This window comes from Escherichia sp. E2661, from assembly GCF_004745185.1.
Taxonomy (GTDB): domain Bacteria; phylum Pseudomonadota; class Gammaproteobacteria; order Enterobacterales; family Enterobacteriaceae; genus Escherichia.
In genome coordinates this window covers 162,431-186,965 of sequence record NZ_PDIG01000035.1, presented here as the reverse complement: position 1 = coordinate 186,965, position 24,535 = coordinate 162,431, and the positions used below count along the sequence as shown (strand labels likewise).

General features: G+C 52.4%; 18 protein-coding genes and 4 pseudogenes. 9 read left to right on the top strand and 13 right to left on the bottom strand.

All coding sequences use genetic code 11. The features are described from left to right. Positions 1-169 precede the first annotated feature (169 nt). A complete protein-coding gene (gene bglX / locus CRI63_RS18045) occupies positions 170-2,467 on the bottom strand; it encodes a beta-glucosidase BglX (RefSeq protein WP_000871512.1) in 2,298 nt (765 codons plus the stop codon). A gap of 195 nt (positions 2,468-2,662) precedes the next feature. Between bglX and dld the strand changes: the two genes are divergently transcribed. Beyond that, positions 2,663-4,378: a D-lactate dehydrogenase gene (gene dld / locus CRI63_RS18040; RefSeq protein WP_135520294.1), complete on the top strand. Its 1,716-nt coding sequence runs from the start codon at positions 2,663-2,665 to the stop codon at positions 4,376-4,378. A gap of 323 nt (positions 4,379-4,701) precedes the next feature. Here dld and fre read toward each other — a convergent pair whose 3' ends face one another. After that, the gene (fre, locus tag CRI63_RS18035; protein ID WP_130209480.1) at positions 4,702-5,403 is read right to left on the bottom strand and encodes an NAD(P)H-flavin reductase; all 702 of its coding nucleotides are present in this window, start codon (positions 5,401-5,403) and stop codon (positions 4,702-4,704) included. 45 nt (positions 5,404-5,448) lie between these two features. Further along, positions 5,449-6,942, bottom strand: coding sequence for a 4-hydroxy-3-polyprenylbenzoate decarboxylase (gene ubiD, locus CRI63_RS18030; RefSeq protein ID WP_135520292.1), 1,494 nt, complete (start codon positions 6,940-6,942; stop codon positions 5,449-5,451). Positions 6,943-7,108: 166 nt separating this feature from the next. On the opposite strand from ubiD, the pseudogene rfaH reads away from it, so the two are divergent. Further along, positions 7,109-7,598 (top strand): annotated as a pseudogene (gene rfaH / locus CRI63_RS18025) (transcription/translation regulatory transformer protein RfaH). On the opposite strand, the gene tatD reads toward rfaH, so the two are convergent. The 8 genes and pseudogenes from tatD to rmuC all read right to left on the bottom strand — a co-directional run bounded on the left by tatD (position 7,595) and on the right by rmuC (position 14,600). Further along, the gene (gene tatD, locus CRI63_RS18020) at positions 7,595-8,377 is read right to left on the bottom strand and encodes a 3'-5' ssDNA/RNA exonuclease TatD (protein WP_135520290.1); all 783 of its coding nucleotides are present in this window, start codon (positions 8,375-8,377) and stop codon (positions 7,595-7,597) included. The pseudogene rfaH and the gene tatD overlap by 4 nt on opposite strands. A gap of 41 nt (positions 8,378-8,418) precedes the next feature. Beyond that, a pseudogene (gene tatC / locus CRI63_RS18015) lies at positions 8,419-9,196 on the bottom strand (Sec-independent protein translocase subunit TatC). Between the two features lie 2 nt (positions 9,197-9,198). Further along, the gene (gene tatB / locus CRI63_RS18010; RefSeq protein ID WP_130209474.1) at positions 9,199-9,714 is read right to left on the bottom strand and encodes a Sec-independent protein translocase protein TatB; all 516 of its coding nucleotides are present in this window, start codon (positions 9,712-9,714) and stop codon (positions 9,199-9,201) included. Between the two features lie 3 nt (positions 9,715-9,717). Next, positions 9,718-9,987, bottom strand: a complete 270-nt coding sequence (tatA, locus tag CRI63_RS18005) for a Sec-independent protein translocase subunit TatA (RefSeq protein ID WP_130209472.1) — start codon at positions 9,985-9,987, stop codon at positions 9,718-9,720. Between the two features lie 78 nt (positions 9,988-10,065). Then, positions 10,066-11,707 (bottom strand): annotated as a pseudogene (gene ubiB, locus CRI63_RS18000) (ubiquinone biosynthesis regulatory protein kinase UbiB). Beyond that, complete coding sequence (ubiJ, locus tag CRI63_RS17995; protein WP_130223349.1) at positions 11,704-12,309, bottom strand: ubiquinone biosynthesis protein UbiJ; 606 nt, start codon at positions 12,307-12,309, stop codon at positions 11,704-11,706. Before ubiJ ends, ubiB begins: the two are co-directional and overlap by 4 nt. Positions 12,310-12,322: 13 nt before the next feature. Beyond that, positions 12,323-13,078: a bifunctional demethylmenaquinone methyltransferase/2-methoxy-6-polyprenyl-1,4-benzoquinol methylase UbiE gene (gene ubiE, locus CRI63_RS17990; protein ID WP_000227958.1), complete on the bottom strand. Its 756-nt coding sequence runs from the start codon at positions 13,076-13,078 to the stop codon at positions 12,323-12,325. 94 nt (positions 13,079-13,172) lie between these two features. Then, entirely contained in the window at positions 13,173-14,600 is a 1,428-nt protein-coding gene (gene rmuC / locus CRI63_RS17985) for a DNA recombination protein RmuC (protein ID WP_130219483.1), read from the bottom strand. A gap of 215 nt (positions 14,601-14,815) precedes the next feature. On the opposite strand from rmuC, the gene CRI63_RS17980 reads away from it, so the two are divergent. From CRI63_RS17980 to CRI63_RS17955, 6 genes and pseudogenes are all read left to right on the top strand, one after another. Beyond that, positions 14,816-15,583: an IclR family transcriptional regulator gene (locus CRI63_RS17980; RefSeq protein WP_135520288.1), complete on the top strand. Its 768-nt coding sequence runs from the start codon at positions 14,816-14,818 to the stop codon at positions 15,581-15,583. 23 nt (positions 15,584-15,606) lie between these two features. Continuing rightward, positions 15,607-16,611 carry a 2-dehydro-3-deoxygalactonokinase gene (locus CRI63_RS17975; protein WP_135520286.1) on the top strand — a complete coding sequence of 335 codons (1,005 nt, stop codon included), beginning with the start codon at positions 15,607-15,609 and terminating at the stop codon, positions 16,609-16,611. Next, complete coding sequence (locus tag CRI63_RS17970) at positions 16,601-17,230, top strand: 2-dehydro-3-deoxy-6-phosphogalactonate aldolase (protein WP_130209460.1); 630 nt, start codon at positions 16,601-16,603, stop codon at positions 17,228-17,230. Before CRI63_RS17975 ends, CRI63_RS17970 begins: the two co-directional genes overlap by 11 nt. A gap of 24 nt (positions 17,231-17,254) precedes the next feature. Next, complete coding sequence (locus CRI63_RS17965; protein WP_135488505.1) at positions 17,255-18,229, top strand: tripartite tricarboxylate transporter substrate binding protein; 975 nt, start codon at positions 17,255-17,257, stop codon at positions 18,227-18,229. A 16-nt stretch (positions 18,230-18,245) separates the two neighbouring features. Further along, positions 18,246-18,752 (top strand): tripartite tricarboxylate transporter TctB family protein, encoded by a 507-nt coding sequence (locus CRI63_RS17960; protein WP_130223359.1) that lies wholly within the window; start codon positions 18,246-18,248, stop codon positions 18,750-18,752. A 12-nt stretch (positions 18,753-18,764) separates the two neighbouring features. Beyond that, positions 18,765-20,256 (top strand): annotated as a pseudogene (locus tag CRI63_RS17955) (tripartite tricarboxylate transporter permease). 34 nt (positions 20,257-20,290) lie between these two features. Here the strand turns inward: CRI63_RS17955 and udp are convergent. Then, on the bottom strand, positions 20,291-21,055 hold the full coding sequence (gene udp / locus CRI63_RS17950) for a uridine phosphorylase (protein WP_130209452.1): 765 nt from the start codon (positions 21,053-21,055) through the stop codon (positions 20,291-20,293). Between the two features lie 261 nt (positions 21,056-21,316). On the opposite strand from udp, the gene CRI63_RS17945 reads away from it, so the two are divergent. Next, positions 21,317-22,132, top strand: a complete 816-nt coding sequence (locus tag CRI63_RS17945; protein WP_135403511.1) for a dienelactone hydrolase family protein — start codon at positions 21,317-21,319, stop codon at positions 22,130-22,132. Between the two features lie 38 nt (positions 22,133-22,170). On the opposite strand, the gene metE is transcribed toward CRI63_RS17945, so the two are convergent. Beyond that, a complete protein-coding gene (gene metE, locus CRI63_RS17940) occupies positions 22,171-24,432 on the bottom strand; it encodes a 5-methyltetrahydropteroyltriglutamate--homocysteine S-methyltransferase (RefSeq protein ID WP_135520284.1) in 2,262 nt (753 codons plus the stop codon). Positions 24,433-24,535 lie beyond the last annotated feature (103 nt).

Sequence of the window (24,535 nt, the reverse complement as noted above, 5' to 3'; positions counted from 1 at the left end):
GACGGATTCAGTTGCAGAATCAGATAAATACTTAAAGGGCATATTCGGTCCGGCGTTTCCTGCCGGATGCGGCGCGAGCGCCTTATCCGGCCTACAAAGGGCGAAAATTCAGCAAGTTAAGATATGAACATCAGGCAAAGGGCGCAAACGTCGCGCCCTTACTAAAGCATTACAGCAACTCAAACTCGCCTTTCTTAACGCGTGCGGAATCGGTGCCGATGAAGACGTTGAATTTGCCAGGCTCGGCGTCATACTTCATCTGTTGATTCCAGAACTTCAGCGCCTCAATATCGATTGGGAAGCTGACGGTCTGAGTTTCGCCCGGTTTCAGGGTGATTTTCTCAAATCCTTTCAGCTGTTTCACCGGGCGACTCATGGAAGCCGTTACATCCTGCAAATACATCTGCACTACCGTCGCCCCTTCGCGCTTACCGGTGTTCGTCACCTGCACGCTGGCGGTCACTTTACCGTCACGCTTCATGGTCGGCGCAGAAAGTTTCACATCAGAGACGGTGAAAGTGGTATAGCTCAGACCATAGCCGAACGGATAAAGCGCCCCGTTAGCTTCATCAAAATAACGCGAAGTGTATTTGTTCGGCTTGTCGGCATTATACGGACGACCGGTGTTCAGATGGCTGTAGTACACCGGGATCTGCCCGACAGAACGCGGGAAGGACATCGGCAGCTTACCGGACGGGTTGTAATCACCAAACAACACATCGGCAATCGCATTACCCCCTTCCGTACCCGCAAACCAGGTTTCCAGAATCGCATCAGCCTGCTGATCTTCTTTCACCAGCGCCAGCGGACGACCGTTCATCAGCACCAGCACCAGCGGTTTTCCGGTGGCTTTCAAAGCCGCAATCAAATCTCGCTGGCTTTGCGGAATAGTGATATCGGTACGGCTGGAAGCCTCATGCGCCATCCCCTGGGCTTCACCGACCACAGCCACTACCACATCAGATTGTTTCGCGGTCTGCACCGCTTCATCAATCATCTCTTGCGGCGAACGCGGATCGACTTTGACCGCTTCTTCATACTGATTCAGGAAATCGATAATGCCTTTGTCACTGGTAACGTTCGCCCCTTTGGCATACAGCACCTTGCCGTTTTCACCGACGGCATTTTTAATCCCGGTCAGCACAGTCACGGATTGATCGGCAACACCGGCTGCGGACCAGCTGCCCATCACGTCACGTTTGCTGTCCGCCAGTGGCCCAACCACCGCAATGGTTGCCGATTTTTTCAGCGGTAACGTTTCGAGACGGTTTTTCAGCAACACCAGGCTTTCACGCGCCACTTCACGTGCTTCTTTACGGTGCAGGCGGCTTTCGGCATTGGTATCCACCGGATCAGACTCTTTCGGCCCCAAATGGCTGTATGGGTCGTTAAACAACCCCATATCATATTTAACGTTCAGTACATGGCGGGCAGCGTCGTCCAGCTCTTCCATCGTCACTTTGCCGGATTTGATCAACCCAGGCAGATACTTCGAGTAGTACTCGTCGCTCATGCTCATGTTGATCCCGGATTTCAGCGCCACGCGCACCGCATCTTCCGGGTCTGCCGCCGTACCGTGTTTGATCAACTCTTTGATTGCGCCATGATCGGAAACGGTGATGCCTTTAAAGCCCCACTGATCGCGCAGGACATCTTTCAGCAGCCAGGAATCAGAAGTTGCAGGCGTGCCGTTGAGTGAGTTCAGCGCCACCATTACCGCGCCGCTGCCTGCGTCCAGCCCCGCTTTGTACGGCGGCATATAGTCATTAAACAGACGCTGCGGGCTCATATCGACAGTGTTGTACTCTTTACCGCCTTCTACCGCGCCGTAAGCAGCAAAGTGTTTGACGCTGGTCATCACCGAGTAGCGATCCGCCGGGCTTTTACCCTGCATCGCTTCAACCATGGTTTTACCCATAGTTGAGGTGAGATACGTATCTTCACCAAAACCTTCGGAAGCACGTCCCCAGCGAGGATCGCGCGAGACATCAACCATCGGCGCCCAGGTCATGTTCAGGCCATCGTCCGCCGCTTCATAAGCAGAAACGCGCCCGACGGTTTTCACTGCGTCGAGGTTAAAAGAGGACGCCAGACCGAGGCTAATCGGGAAGACGGTGCGCTGACCGTGCAGCACGTCGTAGGCAAAGAAGAGAGGAATTTTCAGGCGGCTTAATTCCATCACCTGATCCTGCATGGCGCGGATATCCTGACGGGTGACGGTATTGAAAATCGCCCCCACCTGCCCGTCTTTGATCATCTCGCGGATCGCCTCTTTCGGGTTATCCGGGCCGACGCTGATTAAGCGCAGCTGACCAATTTTCTCATCGACCGTCATTTTCTTGAGCAGTTCGGTGACGAACGCATCCCGCGCTTCGGGCGTTAATGGATGGTTGCCGAATAAATCATCCGCCAGTGCTGGCTGTAGGGCCAGACTCACCGCGATACCTACTGAACATAGCCATTTCATATGGATTATTCTTCCTCTGTTGCCCGACGTGGCAGCGAAAATGGTGCAAAAGCGGTAGTTTGCCATAAGCCTGATAGAGAGAGAAAAAGAAAGCTCAGTTTATTGTCTGAATTTTCAAAATATTCACTCGCTGAATTGTCATACAAGGCGCTATTCTAGTTTGTGATGTTTTTTCGCCACCACAAGGAGTGGAAAATGTCTTCCATGACAACAACTGATAATAAAACCTTTTTGAATGAACTTGCCCGTCTGGTCGGTTCTTCACACCTGCTCACCGATCCCGCAAAAACGGCCCGCTATCGCAAGGGCTTCCGCTCCGGTCAGGGTGACGCGCTGGCCGTTGTTCTTCCAGGCTCGCTACTGGAATTGTGGCGAGTACTGAAAGCCTGCGTCACCGCCGACAAAATTATTCTGATGCAGGCCGCCAATACCGGTCTGACCGAAGGCTCCACGCCAAATGGTAACAATTATGATCGCGATATCGTGATCATCAGCACCCTGCGCCTCGACAAGCTGCATGTTCTCGGTAAGGGCGAACAGGTGCTGGCGTATCCTGGCACCACGCTCTATTCGCTGGAGAAAGCTCTCAAACCATTAGGCCGCGAACCGCACTCGGTGATTGGTTCATCGTGTATTGGCGCATCGGTTATCGGCGGCATCTGTAATAACTCTGGTGGTTCGCTGGTGCAGCGTGGCCCGGCGTATACCGAAATGTCGTTATTCGCACGCATAGATGAAAACGGCAAGCTGACGCTGGTTAACCATCTGGGAATTGATCTGGGTGAAACGCCGGAGCAGATCCTTAGCAAGCTGGATGACGATCGCATCAAAGATGACGATGTGCGTCACGATGGTCGTCACGCCCACGATTATGACTATGTCCACCGCGTCCGTGATATTGAAGCCGACACGCCCGCACGTTATAACGCTGACCCGGATCGGTTATTTGAATCTTCTGGTTGCGCCGGGAAGCTGGCCGTCTTTGCGGTACGTCTTGATACCTTCGAAGCGGAAAAAAATCAGCAGGTGTTTTATATCGGCACCAACCAGCCGGAAGTACTGACCGAGATCCGCCGCCATATTCTGGCTAATTTCGAAAATCTGCCGGTTGCCGGCGAATATATGCATCGGGATATCTACGATATCGCGGAAAAATACGGCAAAGATACCTTCCTGATGATCGACAAGCTAGGCACCGACAAGATGCCGTTATTCTTTAATATCAAGGGGCGTACCGATGCGATACTGGAGAAGGTGAAGTTCTTCCGACCACACTTTACCGATCTCGCAATGCAGAAATTCAGTCATTTGTTCCCCAGTCATTTGCCGCCACGCATGAAAAGCTGGCGCGATAAATATGAACATCATCTGCTGTTAAAAATGGCGGGGGATGGCGTGGGCGAAGCAAAATCCTGGCTGGTAGATTTTTTCAAACAGGCCGAAGGCGATTTCTTTGTCTGTACGCCGGAAGAAGGCAGTAAAGCGTTTTTGCACCGTTTCGCGGCGGCAGGCGCAGCGATACGTTATCAGGCCGTGCATTCCGATGAAGTCGAAGACATTCTGGCGCTGGATATTGCTCTGCGGCGTAATGACACCGAGTGGTATGAACATCTACCGCCGGAAATCGACAGCCAGCTGGTGCATAAGCTCTATTACGGGCATTTTATGTGCTACGTCTTCCACCAGGATTACATCGTTAAGAAAGGCGTGGATGTGCATGCGCTGAAGGAACAGATGCTGGAGTTGTTACGCCAGCGCGGCGCGCAATATCCTGCCGAGCATAACGTCGGTCATTTGTATAAAGCACCGGAGACGTTGCAGAAGTTTTATCGTGAAAACGATCCGACCAACAGTATGAATCCGGGGATCGGTAAAACCAGTAAGCGGAAAAACTGGCAAGAAGTGGAGTAAATACGGCTGGATGCCTGATACGCAAGCATCGCATCAGGCAGTGGGCATCGAATGCCGGATGCGGCGATAAACGCCTTATCCGGCCTACGGTTCAGGACTATTTGTAGGCACGATAAGACGCGCCAGCGTCGCATCGGGCATTGTTTGCCGGATGCGACATAAACGCCTTATCCGGCCCACGGTCCATGACTATTTGTAGGCACGATAAGACGCGCCAGCGTCGCATCGGGCATTGTTTGCCGGATGCAACATAGATCCAAATGCCACTGTATAAAGTTTTAGTTGCCGTTCTTCCCGCCTGTCAGGGGCGGGTTTTTTATGGCTTAGATAAACGCAAACGCATCGCCAAACAGGCGATCTTCCCGTGCATTACGCTCATTGCAGAACAGGTCACGGGCGATTTTCGCCATCTCAAAGCGGCCAGCGATATAGATATCATGCTCCGCCAGCGTACCGTGATCCTGCAATACCGCTGTTAACACGGTGCCAGTACGTCCACGCCAGCCCGCTTCTGGTTGTTCAACCACCGGCACCACACGCAAACCAGGATGCTTCAGAGAAAGCGCCTCAAGCTCGGACAGATCATAAAGGTGTTGCTCTTCACGCCCGCCCCAGTAAATGGTGATATCGCGATTGGGATTACGCGCCAGCGCTGTCAGCAAAATCGAGCGCGCATAAGAGAATCCCGTGCCGCCCGCAATCAGAATCATCGGACGTTCTTCATCATCGCGCAGCCACGCTTCACCGTGGGGAATATCCACCACGATTTGATGATCTTTAAGGATGCGATCCATAACGGCTTTGGCGTAGAGATTGATTTCCGAAGCGCCAATGTGCAACTCAATGAAACCTTGTTCATTCGGCGTCGAAGCCATTGAAAACGGGCGTTTGTCGCGCTCGTCCATCACCACCATCAAATACTGACCAGCACGAAAAGAAAAGGCCGCGTCTGGCACAATGCGGACACGATATACGGTATCCGTGATAGCTTCTACCGAGGTCACTTTACAGCTTAAGGTTGTCATGCGCTTTCTCTGTCGGATCGATAAATAGGGCAAAACAAACGCGCATCAGGCGCTTTTACCGTTGTTAAAAATAGCCAGTTCATCCCAGATGGCGTCAATATGCGCGACAACATCTGGATCTTTTTTGATGGGACGCCCCCATTCACGCTGGGTTTCCCCTGGCCATTTATTCGTGGCATCCAGCCCCATTTTTGAACCCAGCCCGGAGACGGGCGAGGCAAAATCCAGATAATCAATGGGCGTATTTTCTACCAACACCGTATCCCGCGCAGGGTCCATACGGGTGGTAATTGCCCAAATCACATCGTTCCAGTCGCGTGCGTTGACATCATCATCGCAGACGATCACGAACTTAGTGTACATAAACTGGCGTAAGAATGACCAGACCCCCATCATGACGCGCTTCGCATGTCCGGCGTACTGTTTTTTGATTGTCACTACCGCCAGGCGATAAGAACAGCCTTCCGGCGGCAGGTAAAAATCGACAATTTCCGGGAACTGTTTTTGCAGAATCGGCACGAACACTTCGTTCAACGCCACGCCCAGTACCGCAGGTTCATCTGGCGGACGCCCGGTATAGGTGGAATGGTAAATCGCATCTTCACGCTGGGTAATATGCGTCACGGTAAATACCGGGAAACTATCGACTTCGTTATAGTAACCAGTGTGGTCGCCATACGGCCCTTCCGGCGCCGTTTCGCCTTGTTCGATATACCCTTCCAGCACAATCTCCGCACTGGCGGGCACTTCAAGGTCATTGGAGATACACTTCACCACTTCGGTCTTGGTGCCGCGCAGCAATCCGGCAAAGGCGTATTCCGACAATGTATCCGGGACTGGCGTCACTGCACCGAGAATCGTAGCGGGATCGGCACCCAGCGCCACAGAGATCGGGAAACGTTCGCCCGGATGCGCCGCGCACCACTCCTGGAAATCCAGCGCGCCGCCACGATGCGACAGCCAGCGCATAATCAGTTTGTTTTTGCCAATCAGCTGCTGGCGATAAATGCCCAGATTCTGCCGCTCTTTATGCGGGCCGCGCGTTACGGTCAGCCCCCAGGTAATCAGCGGAGCGGCGTCTTCCGGCCAGCAGGTCATAATGGGAATGCGGTTAAGATCGACGTCATCACCAGAGACGATTTTTTGTTGGCAAGGCGCACCACGCAATCGCTTTGTCGGCATGTTTAACACCTGCTTAAACTGCGGCAGTTTATCAAACAGGTCGCGGAAACCTTTTGGCGGCTCCGGCTCTTTCAGAAACGCCAATAATTTACCGACTTCACGCAGCGCCGAAACATCTTCCTGGCCCATGCCCATCGCCACGCGCTTTGGCGTACCAAACAGGTTGCACAGCACCGGCATCGAATAACCTTTGGGGTTTTCAAACAACAACGCAGGTCCACCGGCACGCAGAGTGCGGTCAGCAATTTCAGTGATTTCCAGATGCGGATCCACCGGGAGCGTGATACGTTTTAGCTCACCCTGCTGTTCAAGCAGCGTCAGGAAGTCGCGTAAATCGTTATATTTCATGGCGTCCATTGTAGCCTCTTAATCTTCGCCCATTATACGGCGTTCATCTTCGCGATGCTGTAAATTTGTTAAATTAGCGTGAACTCTGACGGCATAACGCAAACCGGGGAATATAATTAACTTAGCGTAAAGCTTTTGCTATCCTTGCGCCCCGATTAAACGGATAAGAGTCATTATGCAATCCTGGTATTTACTGTACTGCAAGCGCGGGCAACTTCAACGTGCCCAGGAACACCTCGAAAGACAGGCGGTGAATTGCCTGGCGCCGATGATCACCCTGGAAAAAAATCGTGCGAGGCAAACGTACCGCAGTCAGTGAACCATTGTTCCCCAACTACCTGTTTGTGGAATTTGACCCGGAAGTGATTCATACCACAACCATCAGTGCTACCCGCGGCGTCAGCCACTTTGTGCGCTTTGGCGCATCGCCGGCGATAGTCCCATCTGCGGTTATTCATCAACTGTCGGTGTATAAACCGGAAGACATTGTTGATCCGGCGACGCCCTATCCTGGTGATAAGGTGATTATCACCGAAGGCGCTTTCGAAGGTTTTCAGGCTATTTTCACCGAACCCGACGGCGAGGCTCGCTCTATGCTATTGCTTAATCTTATCAATAAAGAGATTAAGCACAGTGTGAAGAACACCGAGTTCCGCAAACTCTAGAACGCAATCCTAAATAACTTTTTGACATTGGCATCCGTGGTGGCAGCCAGCCATGCGGCATCTTCCCCACGCCAGTGTGCAATACGTTGCAAAATATGGGGCAGATAGGCTGGCTCATTACGCCGTGACGATGGCTTCGGCGTGAGATCGCGCGGAAGCAAATACGGTGCGTCTGTTTCAAGCAGCAATTGCTCCGCCGGAATAAATGGCAACAGTTCTCGCAGCTCCAGTCCGCGTCGTTCATCGCAAACCCAACCAGTAATGCCGATATAAATTCCGCGCGCCACGCACGCCTGCATCTCTTCGCGTGTGCCGGTAAAACAGTGCAACACCGCGCCAGGCAGTTTATCCAGCCACGGCTCCAGCAATGCCATAAACCGCTCGTGGGCATCACGGCAGTGCATAAATACCGGCATGTTTAACTTTGCGGCAATACGTAGCTGGGCAACAAAAGCGCGTTCCTGCTCTTCCGGCGTCGAAAAGTTGCGATTAAAGTCGAGACCACATTCACCAATCGCCACCACTTCTGGCTGCGCGGCCAGCTCAATAATCGCTTCTTCAGTCGCAGCTTGCCACTGGCTACTGTCATGAGGATGCACGCCCGCCGTTGACCAACAGGACGAATACTGACGCGCCAGCTTTTGCGCCTGCTGGCTTTCGCGCAGGTTAGTGCCGGTGATGAGTAGCCCATTAACTCCCGCGTCAAAAGCGCGCGCTACAACATCATCACGGTCTTTCGCAAATTGCGAACTGGTCAAATTAACGCCGATATCAAACATCCTGTACTCCATATGACAACCGCCCTGACGGGCGGTTGAATTTATTCTTCAGTTTTTTCGCTTTCTGCTTCAGCGTCGTTTTCCTCTTCCCGATTTCGCCCTTTACCAACGTAAAAGCGTGAGAAGAAGACACCGATTTCAAACAGACAGTACATCGGGATCGCCAACAGCGTTTGCGAGAAGACATCCGGCGGCGTCAGAAGCATCCCGACGACGAATGCGCCAACCAGCACATACGGACGTTTTTTTGCGTAAGTCTTCTGGCGAGGTAATCCCCATCCAGCACAGCAGCACAATCGCCACAGGCACTTCAAAGGAGATACCAAACGCCATAAACAGCGCCATCACGAAGCTCAAATAGCTGGCAATGTCGGTGGATACCTGCACCCCTTCAGGCGCGGTATTGGCAAGGAAACCAAACGCTAGCGGGAAGACCACGAAATAAGCGAACGCCATGCCGATATAAAACAGCAGAGAGCTGGAAACCAGCAGCGGCACCACCAGGCGACGTTCGTGCTTATAGAGTGCAGGAGCGATAAATGCCCACACCTGATAGAGAATCACCGGCGCTGACAGAATCAGCGACACCATAAAGGTCAGCTTGATTGGCGTAAAGAACGGCGAGGCCACATCGGTGGCGATCATCGTTGAACCTTGCGGCAACTGCTTGATCAATGGCGCGGATACCAGGTGATAGATGTCATTGGCGAAATAGACCAGACACAGGAATATCACGATCACCGCGATAATGCAGTTCAGCAGACGCTTACGCAGCTCAATCAGATGCGTGATAAGCGGTTGAGTATCTTCTACAGACATGTTTACGGTTTATCACTCGACGAAGGGGAATGTGCAGCGGTTTTCGGTTCAGCGTCCGCAGCAGGTTTTACCACCGGCTCTGGCGTGGTTTCTGGCTTCTGTTCCGGCGAACTGGCCTGCGTTTGTGCAGCGGCAGGCGTGACGCCTTCATGCGCAGCCTCATTGTCTTTCACCACCGGGTTATGAATGGTGTGCGCTTCATCGCTCGCCTTTTCAGGGTCATTCGCAACGTAGGAACGCTTCATCGACTCCGCGGCCTGGCGCAGTTCATCCATTGACGCTTTCAGTTCAGGCGTCAGGTTGGTGAGACTCGCCTTTTCAACCTTTTTCAGGCTGTCCTGAAACTCCTGGAGTTTTAACTCCTGGGTCAGTTCGTTCTGCACCGTTGTTGCCAGTGAACGCAACGCACGAATCCAGCCCGCTACCGTTTTTACCGCCACAGGCAGTCGTTGCGGCCCCAGAACGACGAGGCCGATGATGAATACCAATAGCAGTTCGCTAAAACCGATATCAAACACGGATTACACCTGCTCTTTATCGTGGCGCTTTGCGTCTTCTGTTTTAGCCTGTTCCTGATTCGCATCCGCCTGCTTATCGGCGATAGTTTTCGCAGTAAAATCAGCATCCTGACTGGTTTTATCCTGCTTTGGTTCATCATCGCTCATTGCTTTTTTAAAGCCTTTGATCGACGCACCAAGATCGGAACCGATGGAGCCGAGCTTTTTGGTGCCAAAAAGCAGTACAACGATGACGGCAATAATCAATAACTGCCAAATACTGATACCACCCATACATGTTCCTCTGTGGTAGATGATGATTAAACAAGGCCGCATTATACGTTACACGGCCCGCCTTGAGCGATGAAAAAATCAGCGTGTTTTGCACCAACCGACAAACCAGGCGATCAGACCGGCCGCCATTAACCAGCCGGGCATCAGCCCCCATTCCGGTCGGCTGACCAACAAGAATGTGCCGCTTAATACTAACGTCGCACCAATCCCCAATAAATAACGAGATTGTCCCTGACGCACATGATTCGACTGTAACTCGCGCGCAATCTTATCAACACTATGCTGTAAATACTTGCCCTGGCGCAAACTGTCATAAACCAATTCAGGCAGTTCTGGCATTTTTTTCGATCCAGAACGGCGCTTTTTCCTTAAATGCTCTCACCAGCGCGGGAATACCGACCTGATCTTTAATCCACGATTCAAGGAAAGGTTTTGCAGTTTTCCATAAATCGAGCTGCGGATAAAGCTGCCGTCCTACCCCTTCGATATAGAGCAAGGTTTTCTGAAGTAACACCAGTTGCGGCTGCACTTCCATATTGAAGCGACGCGCCGTATTAAACAGATTTAACAGCACATGTCCAAACGAAATTTCGGCCAGCGGTTTCTCAAAGATAGGTTCGCAAACGGTACGAATGGCAAATTCGAACTCTTCAACGTTGGTATCTGGCGGTACCCAGCCTGAATCGACATGCAGCTCTGCCACTTTGCGATAGTCGCGGTTAAAGAAGGCGATAAAGTTTTCCGCCAGATAACGTTTATCTTCCTTGTTTAGCGAGCCGACTATCCCGCAATCAATGCCGATATATTTCGGGTTTTCCGGGTGTTCATAGCTTACGAAGATGTTGCCTGGATGCATATCGGCATGGAAAAAGCTGTCACGGAAAACCTGGGTGAAGAACACCTGCACACCGCGTTCCGCCAGCAATTTCATGTTAGTGCCGTTTTTCTCCAGCGCCGCAACATCAGAAACGGGAATGCCGTAAATGCGCTCCATCACCATCATCCCCTCGCTGCAATAGTCAGGGTAAACTTCCGGGATGTAGAGCATCGGGCTGTCTTCAAAATTGCGTCGTAACTGAATGGCGTTGGCAGATTCCCGCAGCAAATTCAGTTCATCAATCAAGGTCTTTTCGTACTCGCGCACTACTTCAGTTGGGCGCAGACGGCGGCCATCCGGCAGCAAACGCGGCACCCAGCGAGCCAGGCGGTAGATGAGTTTCAGATCCGCTTTAATCACCGGCAAAATGTCCGGACGGATGACTTTAATTACCACATCTTTGCCATTCGATTTCAATCGCGCGGTATGAACCTGGGCGATAGAGGCCGACGCCAGCGGCTCGATTTCAAAATCGTCAAACCACGCCTCCACCGGCAAGCCGCCCATTGCAGCTTCAATCTGCTGCTTTGCCAGTCTGCCATCAAACGGTGCGACTTTGTCCTGCAATAACGCCAGCTGATCGGCAATATGCGGTGGGAAAAGGTCGCGACGGGTAGACAACATCTGCCCAAACTTGATCCATACCGGACCCAATTCTTGCAGCGCCAGTCGTAGTCGCTCACCTAATGGTTTGTCTTTGTGCCGGTTCGGCATCCAGAAGAGCGTGTATCGCCATAGCCGCAGCGGCAGGGTGATACGCATGTTGGGGATCAGTTCATCAAGTCCGTAGCTTAGAAAGGTGCGAATGATGAAATATAGGCGCCGTACTTCACCTGGCGTCATTTAGCCTCCAGTTTTTCCAGCCGTTTGGTCAGGGCATCAACAGCACGCTCGACGGCAGCCGTCTCTTCCGCAAACCAGGCCACTTCAAGCGGACCAGGCGCCATACGCCACTCTTCGGTGATAGCTTCTGCCACGTAACGTTGCTGGCGTTTAATACCATGATGCAGGAATTTCGCACCGCCGCGCAGGGCTTTGCTGATTCCTTCAGCGGCGATATCACCGGTATAAGGGGCCAGCAGTTCCGCAGGGTCGAACTCTGCCAGATCTGCCAGCGCAACGAAATTCTGTACCACCTGAATATCGCCCTGCACTTCCAGCTCACCGCTACGAATTAGTGCGGCAAGCTGCTGGCGGTCACGAAGTTTCGGCAACACGCTGGCGTAGGCGATAACGGTGCAATCAGCATCGCCAGACCATTCGCCCAGCACATCGACCTGGCGTTCACTAAACACCAGAATTAGCGACGTCGAAAAGCCTTTTACCTCCACGCGCAATACTTTACCCAGCAGACGCGAGCGGGCTGTTTTCAGCGCGGGTGAGCGATACAGGAAAGTGTTGAGCAGACTTTCAATTCCTGCCGTCACTAAAGGTTTAAAAGGCATAATCGTACTCCTGTCAGAATTTATAACCACGATGCAGCGCCACAACGCCAGCCGTCAGGTTGTAATAATCGACACTTTCGAATCCGGCATCCTGCATCATGGCCTTCAGCGTATCCTGATCGGGATGCATACGGATGGATTCGGCCAGATAGCGGTAGCTGTCGGCATCGTTCGCCACCAGCGAACCAATACGTGGCAGCACATGGAAGGAGTAAGCGTCATAGGCTTTGCTTAACGGTTCGATAATCGGCTTCGAGAACTCAAGCACCAGCAGGCGGCCGCCCGGTTTCAGCACGCGATACATCGAACGCAGTGCTTTATCTTTGTCGGTAACGTTACGCAGACCAAACGAAATGGTGATGCAATCAAAGGTGTTATCCGGGAACGGCAGCGCCTCTGCGTTCGCCTGAACATACTCAACGTTGCCAATCACACCGATATTACGCAACTTCTCGCGGCCCATTTTGAGCATGGATTCATTGATATCGGCGAGGACCACTTTGCCAGTCTCACCGACCAGGCGGGAGAATTTTGCCGTCAGGTCGCCGGTGCCGCCAGCCAGATCCAGCACGGTCTGCCCACGGCGTACGCCGCTGCAATCAATCGTGAATCGCTTCCACAAACGATGAATACCAAATGACATCAAATCATTCATGACATCGTATTTCGATGCCACGGAATGGAAAACGTGGGCGACCATATCCGCTTTTTGTTCTTTCGCGACGGTCTGAAAACCAAAGTGCGTCGTTTCTTGTGACTTATCCACCATCTCAATGCCTGCTCATCAAAAAATTGTTCCAGAAGTGTAACAGATTGGGCGTCGATGCCCTAGATTTCTACCCGGCTTAACTACCCCTAATGGGCTAGCGCGACTGCTGATTATATTCATCATCGCGTTGATAAGCTTCATCATTCGGCTGCCCCGGAACCGACCGCAGTCGATACTCTTCATCCTGGCTCACCGCCTGTTCAGCCAAGTCCGGATTAATCTCGCGTTTAATTTCTACCCCTAAACCGCGAAACGCTTCTGCCTGCGCCAGCACATTTCCGCGACCTGAAGAGAGTTTTTTCATCGCCTGGCGATAGTTATCCTGCGCTTTGTCCAGACTTTGACCAATCGCGGACATATCATCAATAAACAGACGCATCTTGTCGTACAGCTTGCTGGCACGATCGGCGATCTGCTGGGCGTTACGGCTTTGATGCTCATAACGCCACAGGTTGGCGATAGTACGCAACGCCACCAGCAGTGTGGTGGGGCTAACCAGCATGATGTTGTTCTTTAACGCTTCGGTGATCAGCTCTGGCTGGCGATCAAGCGCCAGTAAAAACGCTGGCTCAACGGGAATAAACATCAGCACATAATCCAGCGTTCGTAGCCCCGGCAGCTGTTGATAGTCTTTGCGCCCAAGCAAGCGGATGTGATTACGTACCGAAGCAATATGCTCCTGCAATGCGCTTTCACGTGTGTAGTCGTCTTCCGCGTTGAAGTAGCGTTCATAGGCGACCAGCGTCATTTTTGCATCGATCACCACATCTTTCCCCTGCGGTAGCCGCACGATGACATCCGGCTGCATCCGCGAGCGAGCGTCATTTTCAATGCTTACCTGGGTTTCGTATTCATACCCTTCACGCAGTCCGGAAGCCTCCAGCACCCGCGTCAGTACCACTTCGCCCCAGTTCCCCTGGGTTTTGTTATCACCTTTCAGCGCGCGCGTCAGGTTGATCGCTTCCTGGGCCATTTGCGCGTTGAGTTGCTGTAGATTACGAATTTCGTGGGTCAGGGTATGGCGTTCTTGTGCTTCTTTACCAAAGCTGTCCTGTACCTGTCGGCGAAAACCATCCAGTTGTTCACGCAGCGGCGATAGCAGGTTGTTCAGACTCTGGCGATTTTGTTCATCTACACGGCGATTACTGTGCTCAAAAATACGGTTGGCGAGGTTTTCAAACTGCTCGCTCAAACGCTGCTCGCTGTTAATCATCTGGCGAATTTTATCGTCAGCATGTTGCTGTGCAGCTTCCATCCGCGTGGTTACTTCACGCAGATCTGCCTCCAGCGAGGTGTTAATACTTTGCAGACTACGCACTTCGTTATTGAGCAATTCACACTCTGCACGCCAGTGCTCACTTTGGGTAATTTGTTGTTTTGCCGCACTTAACTCCGCGACCATCTCTTCACGTTCAGCTAATTGCTCGGCTTTTTGCTGCGCATGTTGATAACTGGCAAACAGCCAACCGATGGCCACACTGACCAGCGCAATAATGGCATAAACAATGATTGAGAAATCCACAAAGCCTCCTGACGCAACAACTTACCCGCACAAAATAGAATTGTGCTGTACAAACGTCCAGTTTGAAAGGTATTTCCTGCGAGGCGCTACGCAAAACGATCGTTTATTTTGCTTATTTTATCCCACAATATGAGACTAAGTTTATATTGTGGGACGCATCACCTTTTCCCCACTTTATTCTGTGAAACACTCGGCAATATCATCAGGAGACACCTATGGCAGAAACCTCTTCAACCACCGCTGGCGCACAAACGTTATTACGCGGACTGGCGGTTATTAATGCTGTTTATAACGGTTGCCATGACCTGAAAAGTATCGGCGAGTTCACCGGCACGACGCGGAGTACAACCCATCGTTTAGTCTCTGTTTTGGTGGAGCAACGCTATCTGCGCCATGTCCCAACTCAGGGCTACCAACTGGGCGCCAAACTGATCGAACTCGGTGCCAGAGCTCTGGAAAGCACTTCATTGTATGAAGTTGCACAGCCCGTTTTGCAGCGTCTGGCCCGTTACACCCTGGACACCGTGCATCTGGGTATCGTTGAAAGCGACGAAGTGCTGTATCTGGAGAAGATCAACGGTCAGCGCGGGCTGGAGATGCGCTCACGTCCTGGGCATCGCATGCCTCTGGCAATTACGGGAATCGGTAAGGCGTTGATCCTCAACCGAACAGAAGAAGAGTGGCGCACACTATTTTTGACTTGTGGTGATGAAACAAAACTGGGCGCATTTATACAAAACATGCGCCGTTATGCCGCCAGTGGTTTTGCTTTTGATCTGGAAGAGAACGAGCCCACTATCCGTTGCATTGCAGCGCCGATTTACAACGCCCGGAATGAAATTGTGGCGGCCATTTCTGTCGCCAGTACCACCACGTATATGTCGCTGGCGCGCCTGGAAGAACTGGCACCTTACGTCAAATCCTGTGCAGAAGAGATCTCCGCTGAACTGGGCTGGGGTAAGCATGTCCGCAAAGATAATTAAACCATGATTAAAGGAAACGGCTAATGTCGGGAAATACCTCATTTATTGCCCTGGACTGGGGAACGTCATCGCTTCGGGCATGGCGTTTTGGTGACTCACCAGATCCACAAGAAAAACGTGAATTCCCTTGGGGAATCATGAAATTACCCTCCCAGGCAGCAACACGTGAGGACGCTTTCCACGATACATTTTTGCGTATCTGTGGCGACTGGCTGGCACAAACCTCATGCCCGGTTCTGGCTTGCGGCATGATCGGCAGTGCGCAAGGGTGGCAACCAGCAGCTTATTTACCTTGCCCGGTCACTCTCGATGGACTGGCGAAGCAACTGACGCCGGTTATCCACCAACAGCAGACAATGCTGCACATCATTCCCGGCGTGATTAAAGAAGGTGAAATGCCCGAAGTGATGCGTGGCGAAGAGACACAAATCTTCGGTGCCATCACAATGGAACCTACCCTGCAAGACGCAATCCGTAAGGGTGTGCCGGTGCTAATTGGCTTACCTGGCACTCATGCGAAATGGGCGGTGGTTGAAAACAACACCATTACCGATTTCCGAACCTTTATGACGGGCGAGTTATTTGATGTTTTATCCCGCCATTCTATTCTTGGCGCCACCATGCGTCCGGGAGATGAACCGCACTGGGATGCCTTTGCCCAAGGATTGACAGCGGCACTGGAGCATCATCAGACCGGATTATTATCGACGCTGTTTTCGACCCGTTCGCGCTTACTGACCGATAATCTTACGCCGTCCTCACAGGGCGATTATCTTTCCGGATTACTGATAGGCCATGAATTATGTGGTCTGGCATCCAGCTTGCTGCGTGATTTACCTGCCACAACGCCGATCGCCTTAATCGGTAGCTCCACCCTGAACAGCCGCTATTCACGGGCGTTCAGCCACGTTTTTCCCGACAGACAGCTTCACGCAATTCCTAATGCCACTGAACAGGGATTATGGCGAATCGCCCACGCTGCCGGGTTACTCTCCACCAACGCCAGGGAATGTACTCATGCCATTTAATACTCTTTTGCAAAAAACCGGGTTAGTCGCCATTTTACGCGGCGTGAAACCGGATGAGATTGTCGCCATCGGTGAAAAGCTGTACGCCGCCGGATTCCGCCTGATTGAGATTCCCATGAACTCGCCGGAGCCGTTGCAAAGTATCAGTCTACTGCGCGACGCCCTGCCTAAGGACTGCCTGGTCGGGGCCGGTACCGTGCTTTCGGTAGAGCAGGTAGTCGCGGTTAAAGAGGCAGGGGGCCAGATAATTGTGATGCCGCATTGCGATACTGCGGTGATCCGTCGCGCCCGTGCGCTGGGTATGTATTGCGCGCCTGGCGTCGCTACGCCCACCGAAGCCTTTGCTGCCATTGAACATGGCGCCAATGCAATCAAGCTGTTTCCGGCCGAACAAATTACACCAGAAGTCACCAAAGCCTGGCGTGCGGTTATTCCGCAATCCGTTCCGATGTTACCGGTTGGCGGTATTACACCGGAAACAATGGCGCGTTATCTGAGCCACGGCGCAAACGGCTTCGGCCTCGGTTCTGCGCTATATCGCCCCGGCATGACGCCAGAGCAGGTCTATGAAAATGCAGTGCTGTTTATGAACGCATGGAACAATTTAAATAATAAATAACTGATAAATAAGGATATAAAACCAATGATAAAACATCTTACCTTACCGAAAAAAATGGCTGCGATGGTACTTCTTGCAGGCGCTGCCCTCAGCACTGCACCCGTACAGGCGGCTTCCTACCCAACCAAACAGATCGAGTTAGTCGTACCCTACGCTGCCGGAGGCGGTACGGATCTGGTTGCCCGAGCCTTTGCTGATGCCGCCAAAAACCATTTACCCGTCAGCATCGGGGTTATCAATAAACCTGGCGGTGGCGGCGCTATTGGCCTGAGCGAAATCGCCGCTGCCCGCCCTAACGGTTACAAAATCGGTTTAGGCACGGTTGAACTGACCACCCTTCCCAGCCTCGGAATGGTGCGTTTTAAAACCAGCGACTTCAAACCCATCGCCCGTCTGAATGCGGATCCGGCGGCTATCACCGTCCGTGCCGATGCGCCGTGGAATAGCTATGAAGAATTTATGACTTACGCCAAAGCGAATCCCGGAAAAGTACGCATTGGTAACTCAGGCACCGGGGCTATCTGGCATCTGGCGGCGGCTGCACTGGAAGACAAAACTGGCGCGAAGTTTTCTCATGTCCCCTATGACGGCGCAGCCCCTGCCATTACAGGCCTGTTAGGCGGGCACATTGAAGCGGTTTCCGTAAGCCCTGGTGAAGTTATCAACCATGTGAAAGGCGGCAAGCTGAAGACACTGGTGGTGATGGCGGATGAGCGAATGAAAACCATGCCTGACGTCCCGACGTTAAAAGAGAAAGGCGTTGATCTCTCCATTGGCACCTGGCGCGGTCTGATTGTGTCGCAAAAAACGCCGCAGGATGTGGTGGATGTTCTGGCGAAGGCAGCAAAAGAGACGGCTGAAGAGCCTGCATTCCAGGATGCACTGCAAAAGTTGAATCTCAACTATGCATGGCTTGATGGCGCCAGCTTCCAGACCCAAATCAGCGAGCAGGAAAAGTACTTTGACGAGTTGCTGACTCGCCTGGGCCTGAAAAAATAAACCTGAGGTACGGTCGATGAACACAAAACAGTCTGTTGCTCAGCTCGCCGTACCGCACCGCAAGCGCCTTTCATCCACTGTGGTGGTGGCGCTGTTACTTTGTGTGGTTGCTGGCGCGGTGATGATTAATGCCGCTGATTTTCCAGCAACTGCCATTGAAACAGATCCCGGTGCAAGTGCCTTCCCTACCTTCTATGCCTGCGCCCTGATTGTGCTCGCTGTCTTGCTGGTGATACGCGATCTTTTGCAGGCAAAAGCAGAATCTTGCGCCAACGCACAGGAAAAACCGGCATTCAGGAAAACGGCAACAGGAATTGCGGCAACCGCATTTTATATTGTGGCAATGAGCTACTGCGGTTATCTCATTACTACTCCTGTTTTCCTCATCGTCATTATGACGTTGATGGGCTACAGGCGATGGGTACTCACACCGGGTATTGCGCTGCTGTTAACGGCAATCCTCTGGTTGCTGTTTGTCGAAGCGTTACAGGTGCCATTGCCTGTCGGCACATTTTTCGAATAACAGGGGCCAGCAATGTTTGAAAGTGAACTTTTAACTCAGGGTTTTTCGACATTACTCAATAATCCTCAGGCGCTGCTGTTTGCCACTTTTGGGGTGATGCTGGGTATTGTGATTGGCGCTCTGCCCGGTTTAACAGCGACCATGGGGGTGGCGATTTTACTGCCTTTCACCTACGGCATGGAGCCTGTTTCTGGCTTGTTGATGATTTGCGGCGTCTTTTTTTGGCGGCGTCTATGGCGGCTCTATCACCGCAATTTTGCTCAAAATTCCCGGAACGCCTGCCGCCGCTGCCACCGCCATTGACGGTTATGAGCTGACGAAGCAGGGAAAAGCCGGGCTGGCGTTGAGTGCCGCCACGTTCTCTTCCTTTAGTGGCGGAACGATCAGTATTATCGTGCTGATGTTTCTCTCTCCGGTGCTTGCCAGTTGGGCGCTGAAATTTAGTGCCTCGGAGTCCTTCGCCCTGGCAACTTTCGGGCTGAGCATTATTGCCAGTATTTCCGGTGAGTCGTTGATTAAAGGGCTGATTGCCGGGGTTGGCGGATTGCTGATCGCAACGATAGGCCTTGATCCAATGGGCGGTTTTCCACGGTTTACAGGTGGATTTGTGGAGCTGATGAATGTGCCATTTATCCCGGTGATGATTGGTTTATTTGCTGCTTCAGAAGCATTCCGCTCTATGGAGCAAAACCAGCAAATTCGTCAGGGCGCGAAGGTGGCTATCGGCAGTCTGTTACTGCCCTGGCAAACGCTACGTCGCATCGCATTAACCATTTTGCGCTCATCAGGATTAGGGGTTTTTATCGGCATGATCCCCGGTGCGGGGGCGGATATTGCAGCTTTTGTTGCCTATAACGAAACTCGTCGTTTCAGTAAGACACCAGAAAACTTTGGTAAGGGTGAAATTAAAGCTGTGGCCTCCTGTGAGGCAGGCGCGAATGGCTGCACCGGTGGCGCATTGTTACCTATGCTGACGCTGGGGATCCCTGGCGATGCGGTAACCGCCATCATGCTGGGCGCGTTAACGTTACAGGGAATGCAACCAGGCCCGCTGATGTTTACCGACCACGGCGATATGGTTTATACACTGTTTGTCGGCATGATCTTCTGTTACTTCATGCTACTAGTTCTTGGACTGCTCTCTTTGAAAGTCATCGGTAATGTGGTGAAAATTCCCGGCAATATTCTCACACCGATGATCCTCGCACTTTGTGTGGTCGGGACTTATGCGTTGAACAATAGCCTGTTTGATGTTGGCATTATGCTGATTGCAGGCGTGGTGGGCTATTTCATGCAGAAAGGAGGATATCCGGCATCACCCGTAGTGCTGGCATTGATTATGGGGCCAATGGCGGAAAGTAATTTTCGCCGCGCGCTGTCGCTTTCTAGTGGGTCACTCGACTTTCTGTATACCCGACCGATCACTCTGGCATTGCTGATACTGGCTGCCTTTACGCTGCTGACGCCAATAATCCGCAAAATTATGCGCTTACGGCGTCAGTAATTGATATCGCTCCCCGACGTTGGGGAGCATTTTTTTATTTCAGCAGACGACGCGCCGCTTCCACCACGATTTTCACCGCATGGCTTTCAGTTTGTTTCATCGTCTCAGCATTCGGGATCTCTTGCTGGGTGCGGTTAACGATAACGCCCGCCACCATACCCGCACGCAGGCCCTGGCTTGCGCACATGGTTAGCAACGTTGCAGATTCCATTTCATAGTTCATCACGCCCATCGCCTGCCACTCTTCCATAGAACCTTTAAAGTGGCGGACTACGCGACCAGAGTATGTGTCATAACGTTCCTGGCCCGGGTAGAAGGTGTCAGAAGAAGCAGTCACACCAATGTGGGTGGTCGCGCCAATGGATTTCGCGGCTTCTACCAGTGCAGTAGTACATTCGAAATCAGCGACAGCCGGGAACTCCAGCGGAGCAAAGTGCAGGCTCGCGCCATCCAGACGAACAGACGCCGTGGTAACCAATACATCACCAACATTAATATGCGGCTGAATAGCACCCGTCGTACCGATACGCAGGAAGGTGCGAATGCCCAGCTGTGCCAGCTCTTCAACAGCAATAGAAGTAGACGGACCGCCGATACCGGTAGAGCAGACAATAACAGGTTTACCATCCAGCTCTGCGCGCCAGGTGGTGAATTCGCGGTGAGATGCCAGCTTAACCGGCTTATCCATCAGCGCGGCGATCTTTTCCACACGATCCGGGTCGCCAGGGACGATGGCAAGCGTAGCCCCTTGTAAATCGTTTTTAGTGAGGCCGAGATGAAAAACATCAGACTTGGACATATACAACTCCTCTGTGAATCGGTTTAGTCAGAAGAAGCAAAAAGACACTTTACCGAAGGATTTAACATTTTTTCGTGACACCCATCACCATGACGCAAATGTGTTGCATGCATTTACCCGATAAAAGTGATTTAAATCACATAAATAACTCTTTACCGTGTGTTGTTGCATAAAAGATGAGCCGATTCAGGCAATGTGATTTGTTGCATGCTGACTATAGTTAACATTGCGCAAAATTTTTATAAGGGTACGGAGAATACCATGGCAACAACACAACAATCTGGATTTGCACCTGCTGCATCGCCCCTCGCCTCAACCATCGTTCAGACTCCGGAAGATGCGATTGTGGCAGGGTTCACCTCTATCCCTTCGCAAGGGGATAACATGCCTGCTTACCATGCTCGCCCAAAGCAGAGCGATGGCCCACTGCCAGTGGTCATTGTAGTGCAGGAAATTTTTGGCGTGCATGAACATATCCGCGACATTTGTCGCCGTCTGGCGCTGGAGGGGTATCTGGCTATCGCACCTGAACTTTACTTCCGCGAAGGCGATCCGAATGATTTCGCCGATATCCCAACGCTGCTAAGTGGTCTGGTAGCAAAAGTACCTGACTCACAGGTATTGGCCGATCTCGATCATGTCGCCAGTTGGGCGTCACGCAACGGTGGCGATGTCCATCGTTTAATGATCACCGGATTTTGCTGGGGCGGACGCATCGCCTGGCTGTATGCCGCGCATAATCCACAGTTAAAAGCCGCAGTGGCGTGGTACGGCAAACTGACGGGCGATAAGTCACTGAATTCACCGAAACAACCTGTTGATATCGCAACCGATCTTAACGCTCCGGTTCTCGGCTTATATGGCGGCCAGGATAACAGCATTCCGCAGGAGAGCGTGGAAACGATGCGCCAGGCGCTGCGGGCAGCAAACGCGAAAGCAGAGATTATCGTTTACCCGGATGCCGGGCATGCGTTCAACGCCGATTATCGTCCGAGCTATCATGCAGAATCTGCAAAAGACGGCTGGCAGCGTATGCTGGAATGGTTCAGGCAGTATGGTGGCAAGAAGTCGCTGTAATGAGAAAAGACCGGGTGGTATTACCACCCGGTTTGGATTTATCCCCGACGCAAATTCTGCGCCGCCTGTACCATGTTCGCCAGCGCGGCGCGGGTTTCTGGCCAGCCGCGTGTTTTCAGGCCGCAGTCCGGGTTAACCCACAGGCGCTCTGCCGGAATGCGTTTTGCCGCTTTCTTCAGCAAGGCTTCAATCCATTCTACGCTCGGTACGTTTGGCGAGTGAATGTCATAGACGCCTGGACCGATTTCATTCGGATAATCAAACTCTTCGAACGACTCCAGCAACTCCATGTCGGAACGCGAGGTTTCGATGGTGATGACGTCTGCATCCAGCGCCGCAATCGAATCCATGATGTCGTTGAACTCGCAGTAACACATGTGAGTGTGGATTTGTGTGTCATCTTTCGCCACGGCGGCGTTGATACGGAAAGCCTCCACGCCCCACTGGAGATAGGCATCCCAGTCGCTGCGACGCAACGGTAAACCTTCGCGCAGTGCCGGTTCATCAATCTGGATGATGCCAATTCCAGCGGCTTCCAGGTCCGCCACTTCATCACGCAGCGCCAGCGCAATTTGTTTGGCGATGGTTTCACGGCTGACATCTTCACGCGGGAACGACCAGCAGAGAATCGTCACCGGGCCAGTCAGCATCCCTTTCACCGGTTTGTCGGTCAGCGATTGTGCATACTTCGCCCACTCTACGGTGATCGGTGCCGGGCGGCTAACGTCACCAATAACAATCGGTGGCTTCACGCAGCGGGAACCGTAACTCTGTACCCAACCGTTTTGCGTAAAGACAAAACCGTCGAGGTGCTCACCAAAGTATTCCACCATGTCGTTACGCTCGGCCTCGCCATGTACCAGCACATCCAGTCCCAAACGTTCCTGCTCAACAATGGCCTGCTTGATATGTTCCGCAATGCCCGTGCGGTAGTTATTGGCGTCAAGATTGCCCTTTTTGAAATCCAGACGCAGGGTACGAATTTCCGTGGTTTGCGGGAAGGAACCAATCGTGGTGGTCGGCCACGCGGGCAGTTTAAAACGCGCACGCTGGGCTTCAGCACGCACTTCATAGACATTCGCACGCTGACTGTCCTGCGCGGTGATCGCCGCCAGACGCTTTTCTACCGCCGGATTATGGACACGGGTAGAGTGGCGGCGCGCCTGAATCGGGGCGCTCCACTCTGCCAGAGCTGCCGTGTCACCACTGTTCAGCGCATCGCGCAGCAGTGCCAGTTCATGACATTTTTGTAGGGCGAAGGCAAACCAGCTTTTCACTTCTGCATCAAGACGCGTTTCCACGCTCAGGTCGATGGGGCTGTGCAGCAGTGAGCAGGAAGATGCCACCCACAAATCACGTTTGCCGACAATGTCCTTAATTTGCGCATATTTCTCGGTAAGATCGGCGCGCCAGACGTTACGACCATTGATAAGACCCGCAGACAGCAGCCAGTCAGAAGGCAGGCGCTTGTGCAGTTCAGCAACGTCATCTTTACCATGTACGAGATCGACATGCAGACCCTGAACAGGCAGCGCAGTAATCGTGTCGAGGTTTAGCGTTACGCCTTCAAAATAGGTGGTCAGCAGCAGTTTCACCTGGCCCTGGAGCGCGTCGTAAGCGGGTTTGTATGCATCCAGCCACGCCTGCGGCAGTTCCAGTACCAGCGCGGGTTCGTCGATCTGTACCCACTCAATGCCGCGTTTTGCCAGTTCTGCCAGCACTTGCTGATAAACCGGCAGAATGTCGTTCAGCAGGCTCAGGCGGTCAAATTGCTCACCTTTCACTTTACCCAGCCACAGGTAGGTAATCGGCCCCAGCAGCACAGGTTTCACCTTGTGGCCCAGCGCCAGCGCCTCGTCCACTTCCTCCAGCAGCTGCGTCCAGGTCAGTTTGAACTGTTGGCCTTTTACGAACTCCGGCACCATGTAGTGATAGTTGGTGTTAAACCATTTGGTCATTTCCGCTGCCGCCGCAGGTTCGCCAGTCGGCGCACGTCCACGACCAATACGGAACAGGGTGTCGATATCTACCGAACCCTCTTTGTTCTGATGACGCGCCGGAACATTACCTAGCAGCAGACTGGTAGTCAGAACATGATCGTACCAGGCAAAATCGCCCACCGGCAGCAGGTCGATACCCGCTTGCTTTTGTTGATCCCAGTGACGAGCACGTAATTCACGCCCTACTGCCAGCAGTTCTTCACGCGTGGAGTTCCCCGCCCAATAACTTTCTTGCGCTTTTTTCAGCTCGCGACGCAGGCCAACGCGAGGAAAACCGAGGGTGTGATTAAGAATTGTCATTATATGCCCCTTGTGGAATTTTTAGTATTTAGACGTCCAGATGTTTACACATCCATATTTGCCAGTTACTGTATATTCCTCAAGCGCAAATTATTCATGCCGA

Excerpts from the sequence above, each read along its gene's own strand:
- CRI63_RS17945 (WP_135403511.1), top strand. The coding sequence starts at position 21,317 with ATGGCAACAACACAACAATCTGGATTTGCACCTGCTGCATCGCCCCTC.
- tatA (WP_130209472.1), bottom strand. The coding sequence starts at position 9,987 with ATGGGTGGTATCAGTATTTGGCAGTTATTGATTATTGCCGTCATCGTT.
- CRI63_RS17965 (WP_135488505.1), top strand. The coding sequence starts at position 17,255 with ATGATAAAACATCTTACCTTACCGAAAAAAATGGCTGCGATGGTACTT.
- ubiE (WP_000227958.1), bottom strand. The coding sequence starts at position 13,078 with ATGGTGGATAAGTCACAAGAAACGACGCACTTTGGTTTTCAGACCGTC.
- metE (WP_135520284.1), bottom strand. The coding sequence starts at position 24,432 with ATGACAATTCTTAATCACACCCTCGGTTTTCCTCGCGTTGGCCTGCGT.
- CRI63_RS17975 (WP_135520286.1), top strand. The coding sequence starts at position 15,607 with ATGTCGGGAAATACCTCATTTATTGCCCTGGACTGGGGAACGTCATCG.
- fre (WP_130209480.1), bottom strand. The coding sequence starts at position 5,403 with ATGACAACCTTAAGCTGTAAAGTGACCTCGGTAGAAGCTATCACGGAT.
- dld (WP_135520294.1), top strand. The coding sequence starts at position 2,663 with ATGTCTTCCATGACAACAACTGATAATAAAACCTTTTTGAATGAACTT.
- udp (WP_130209452.1), bottom strand. The coding sequence starts at position 21,055 with ATGTCCAAGTCTGATGTTTTTCATCTCGGCCTCACTAAAAACGATTTA.
- CRI63_RS17970 (WP_130209460.1), top strand. The coding sequence starts at position 16,601 with ATGCCATTTAATACTCTTTTGCAAAAAACCGGGTTAGTCGCCATTTTA.
- ubiJ (WP_130223349.1), bottom strand. The coding sequence starts at position 12,309 with ATGCCTTTTAAACCTTTAGTGACGGCAGGAATTGAAAGTCTGCTCAAC.
- bglX (WP_000871512.1), bottom strand. The coding sequence starts at position 2,467 with ATGAAATGGCTATGTTCAGTAGGTATCGCGGTGAGTCTGGCCCTACAG.
- ubiD (WP_135520292.1), bottom strand. The coding sequence starts at position 6,942 with ATGGACGCCATGAAATATAACGATTTACGCGACTTCCTGACGCTGCTT.
- CRI63_RS17980 (WP_135520288.1), top strand. The coding sequence starts at position 14,816 with ATGGCAGAAACCTCTTCAACCACCGCTGGCGCACAAACGTTATTACGC.
- CRI63_RS17960 (WP_130223359.1), top strand. The coding sequence starts at position 18,246 with ATGAACACAAAACAGTCTGTTGCTCAGCTCGCCGTACCGCACCGCAAG.
- tatD (WP_135520290.1), bottom strand. The coding sequence starts at position 8,377 with ATGTTTGATATCGGCGTTAATTTGACCAGTTCGCAATTTGCGAAAGAC.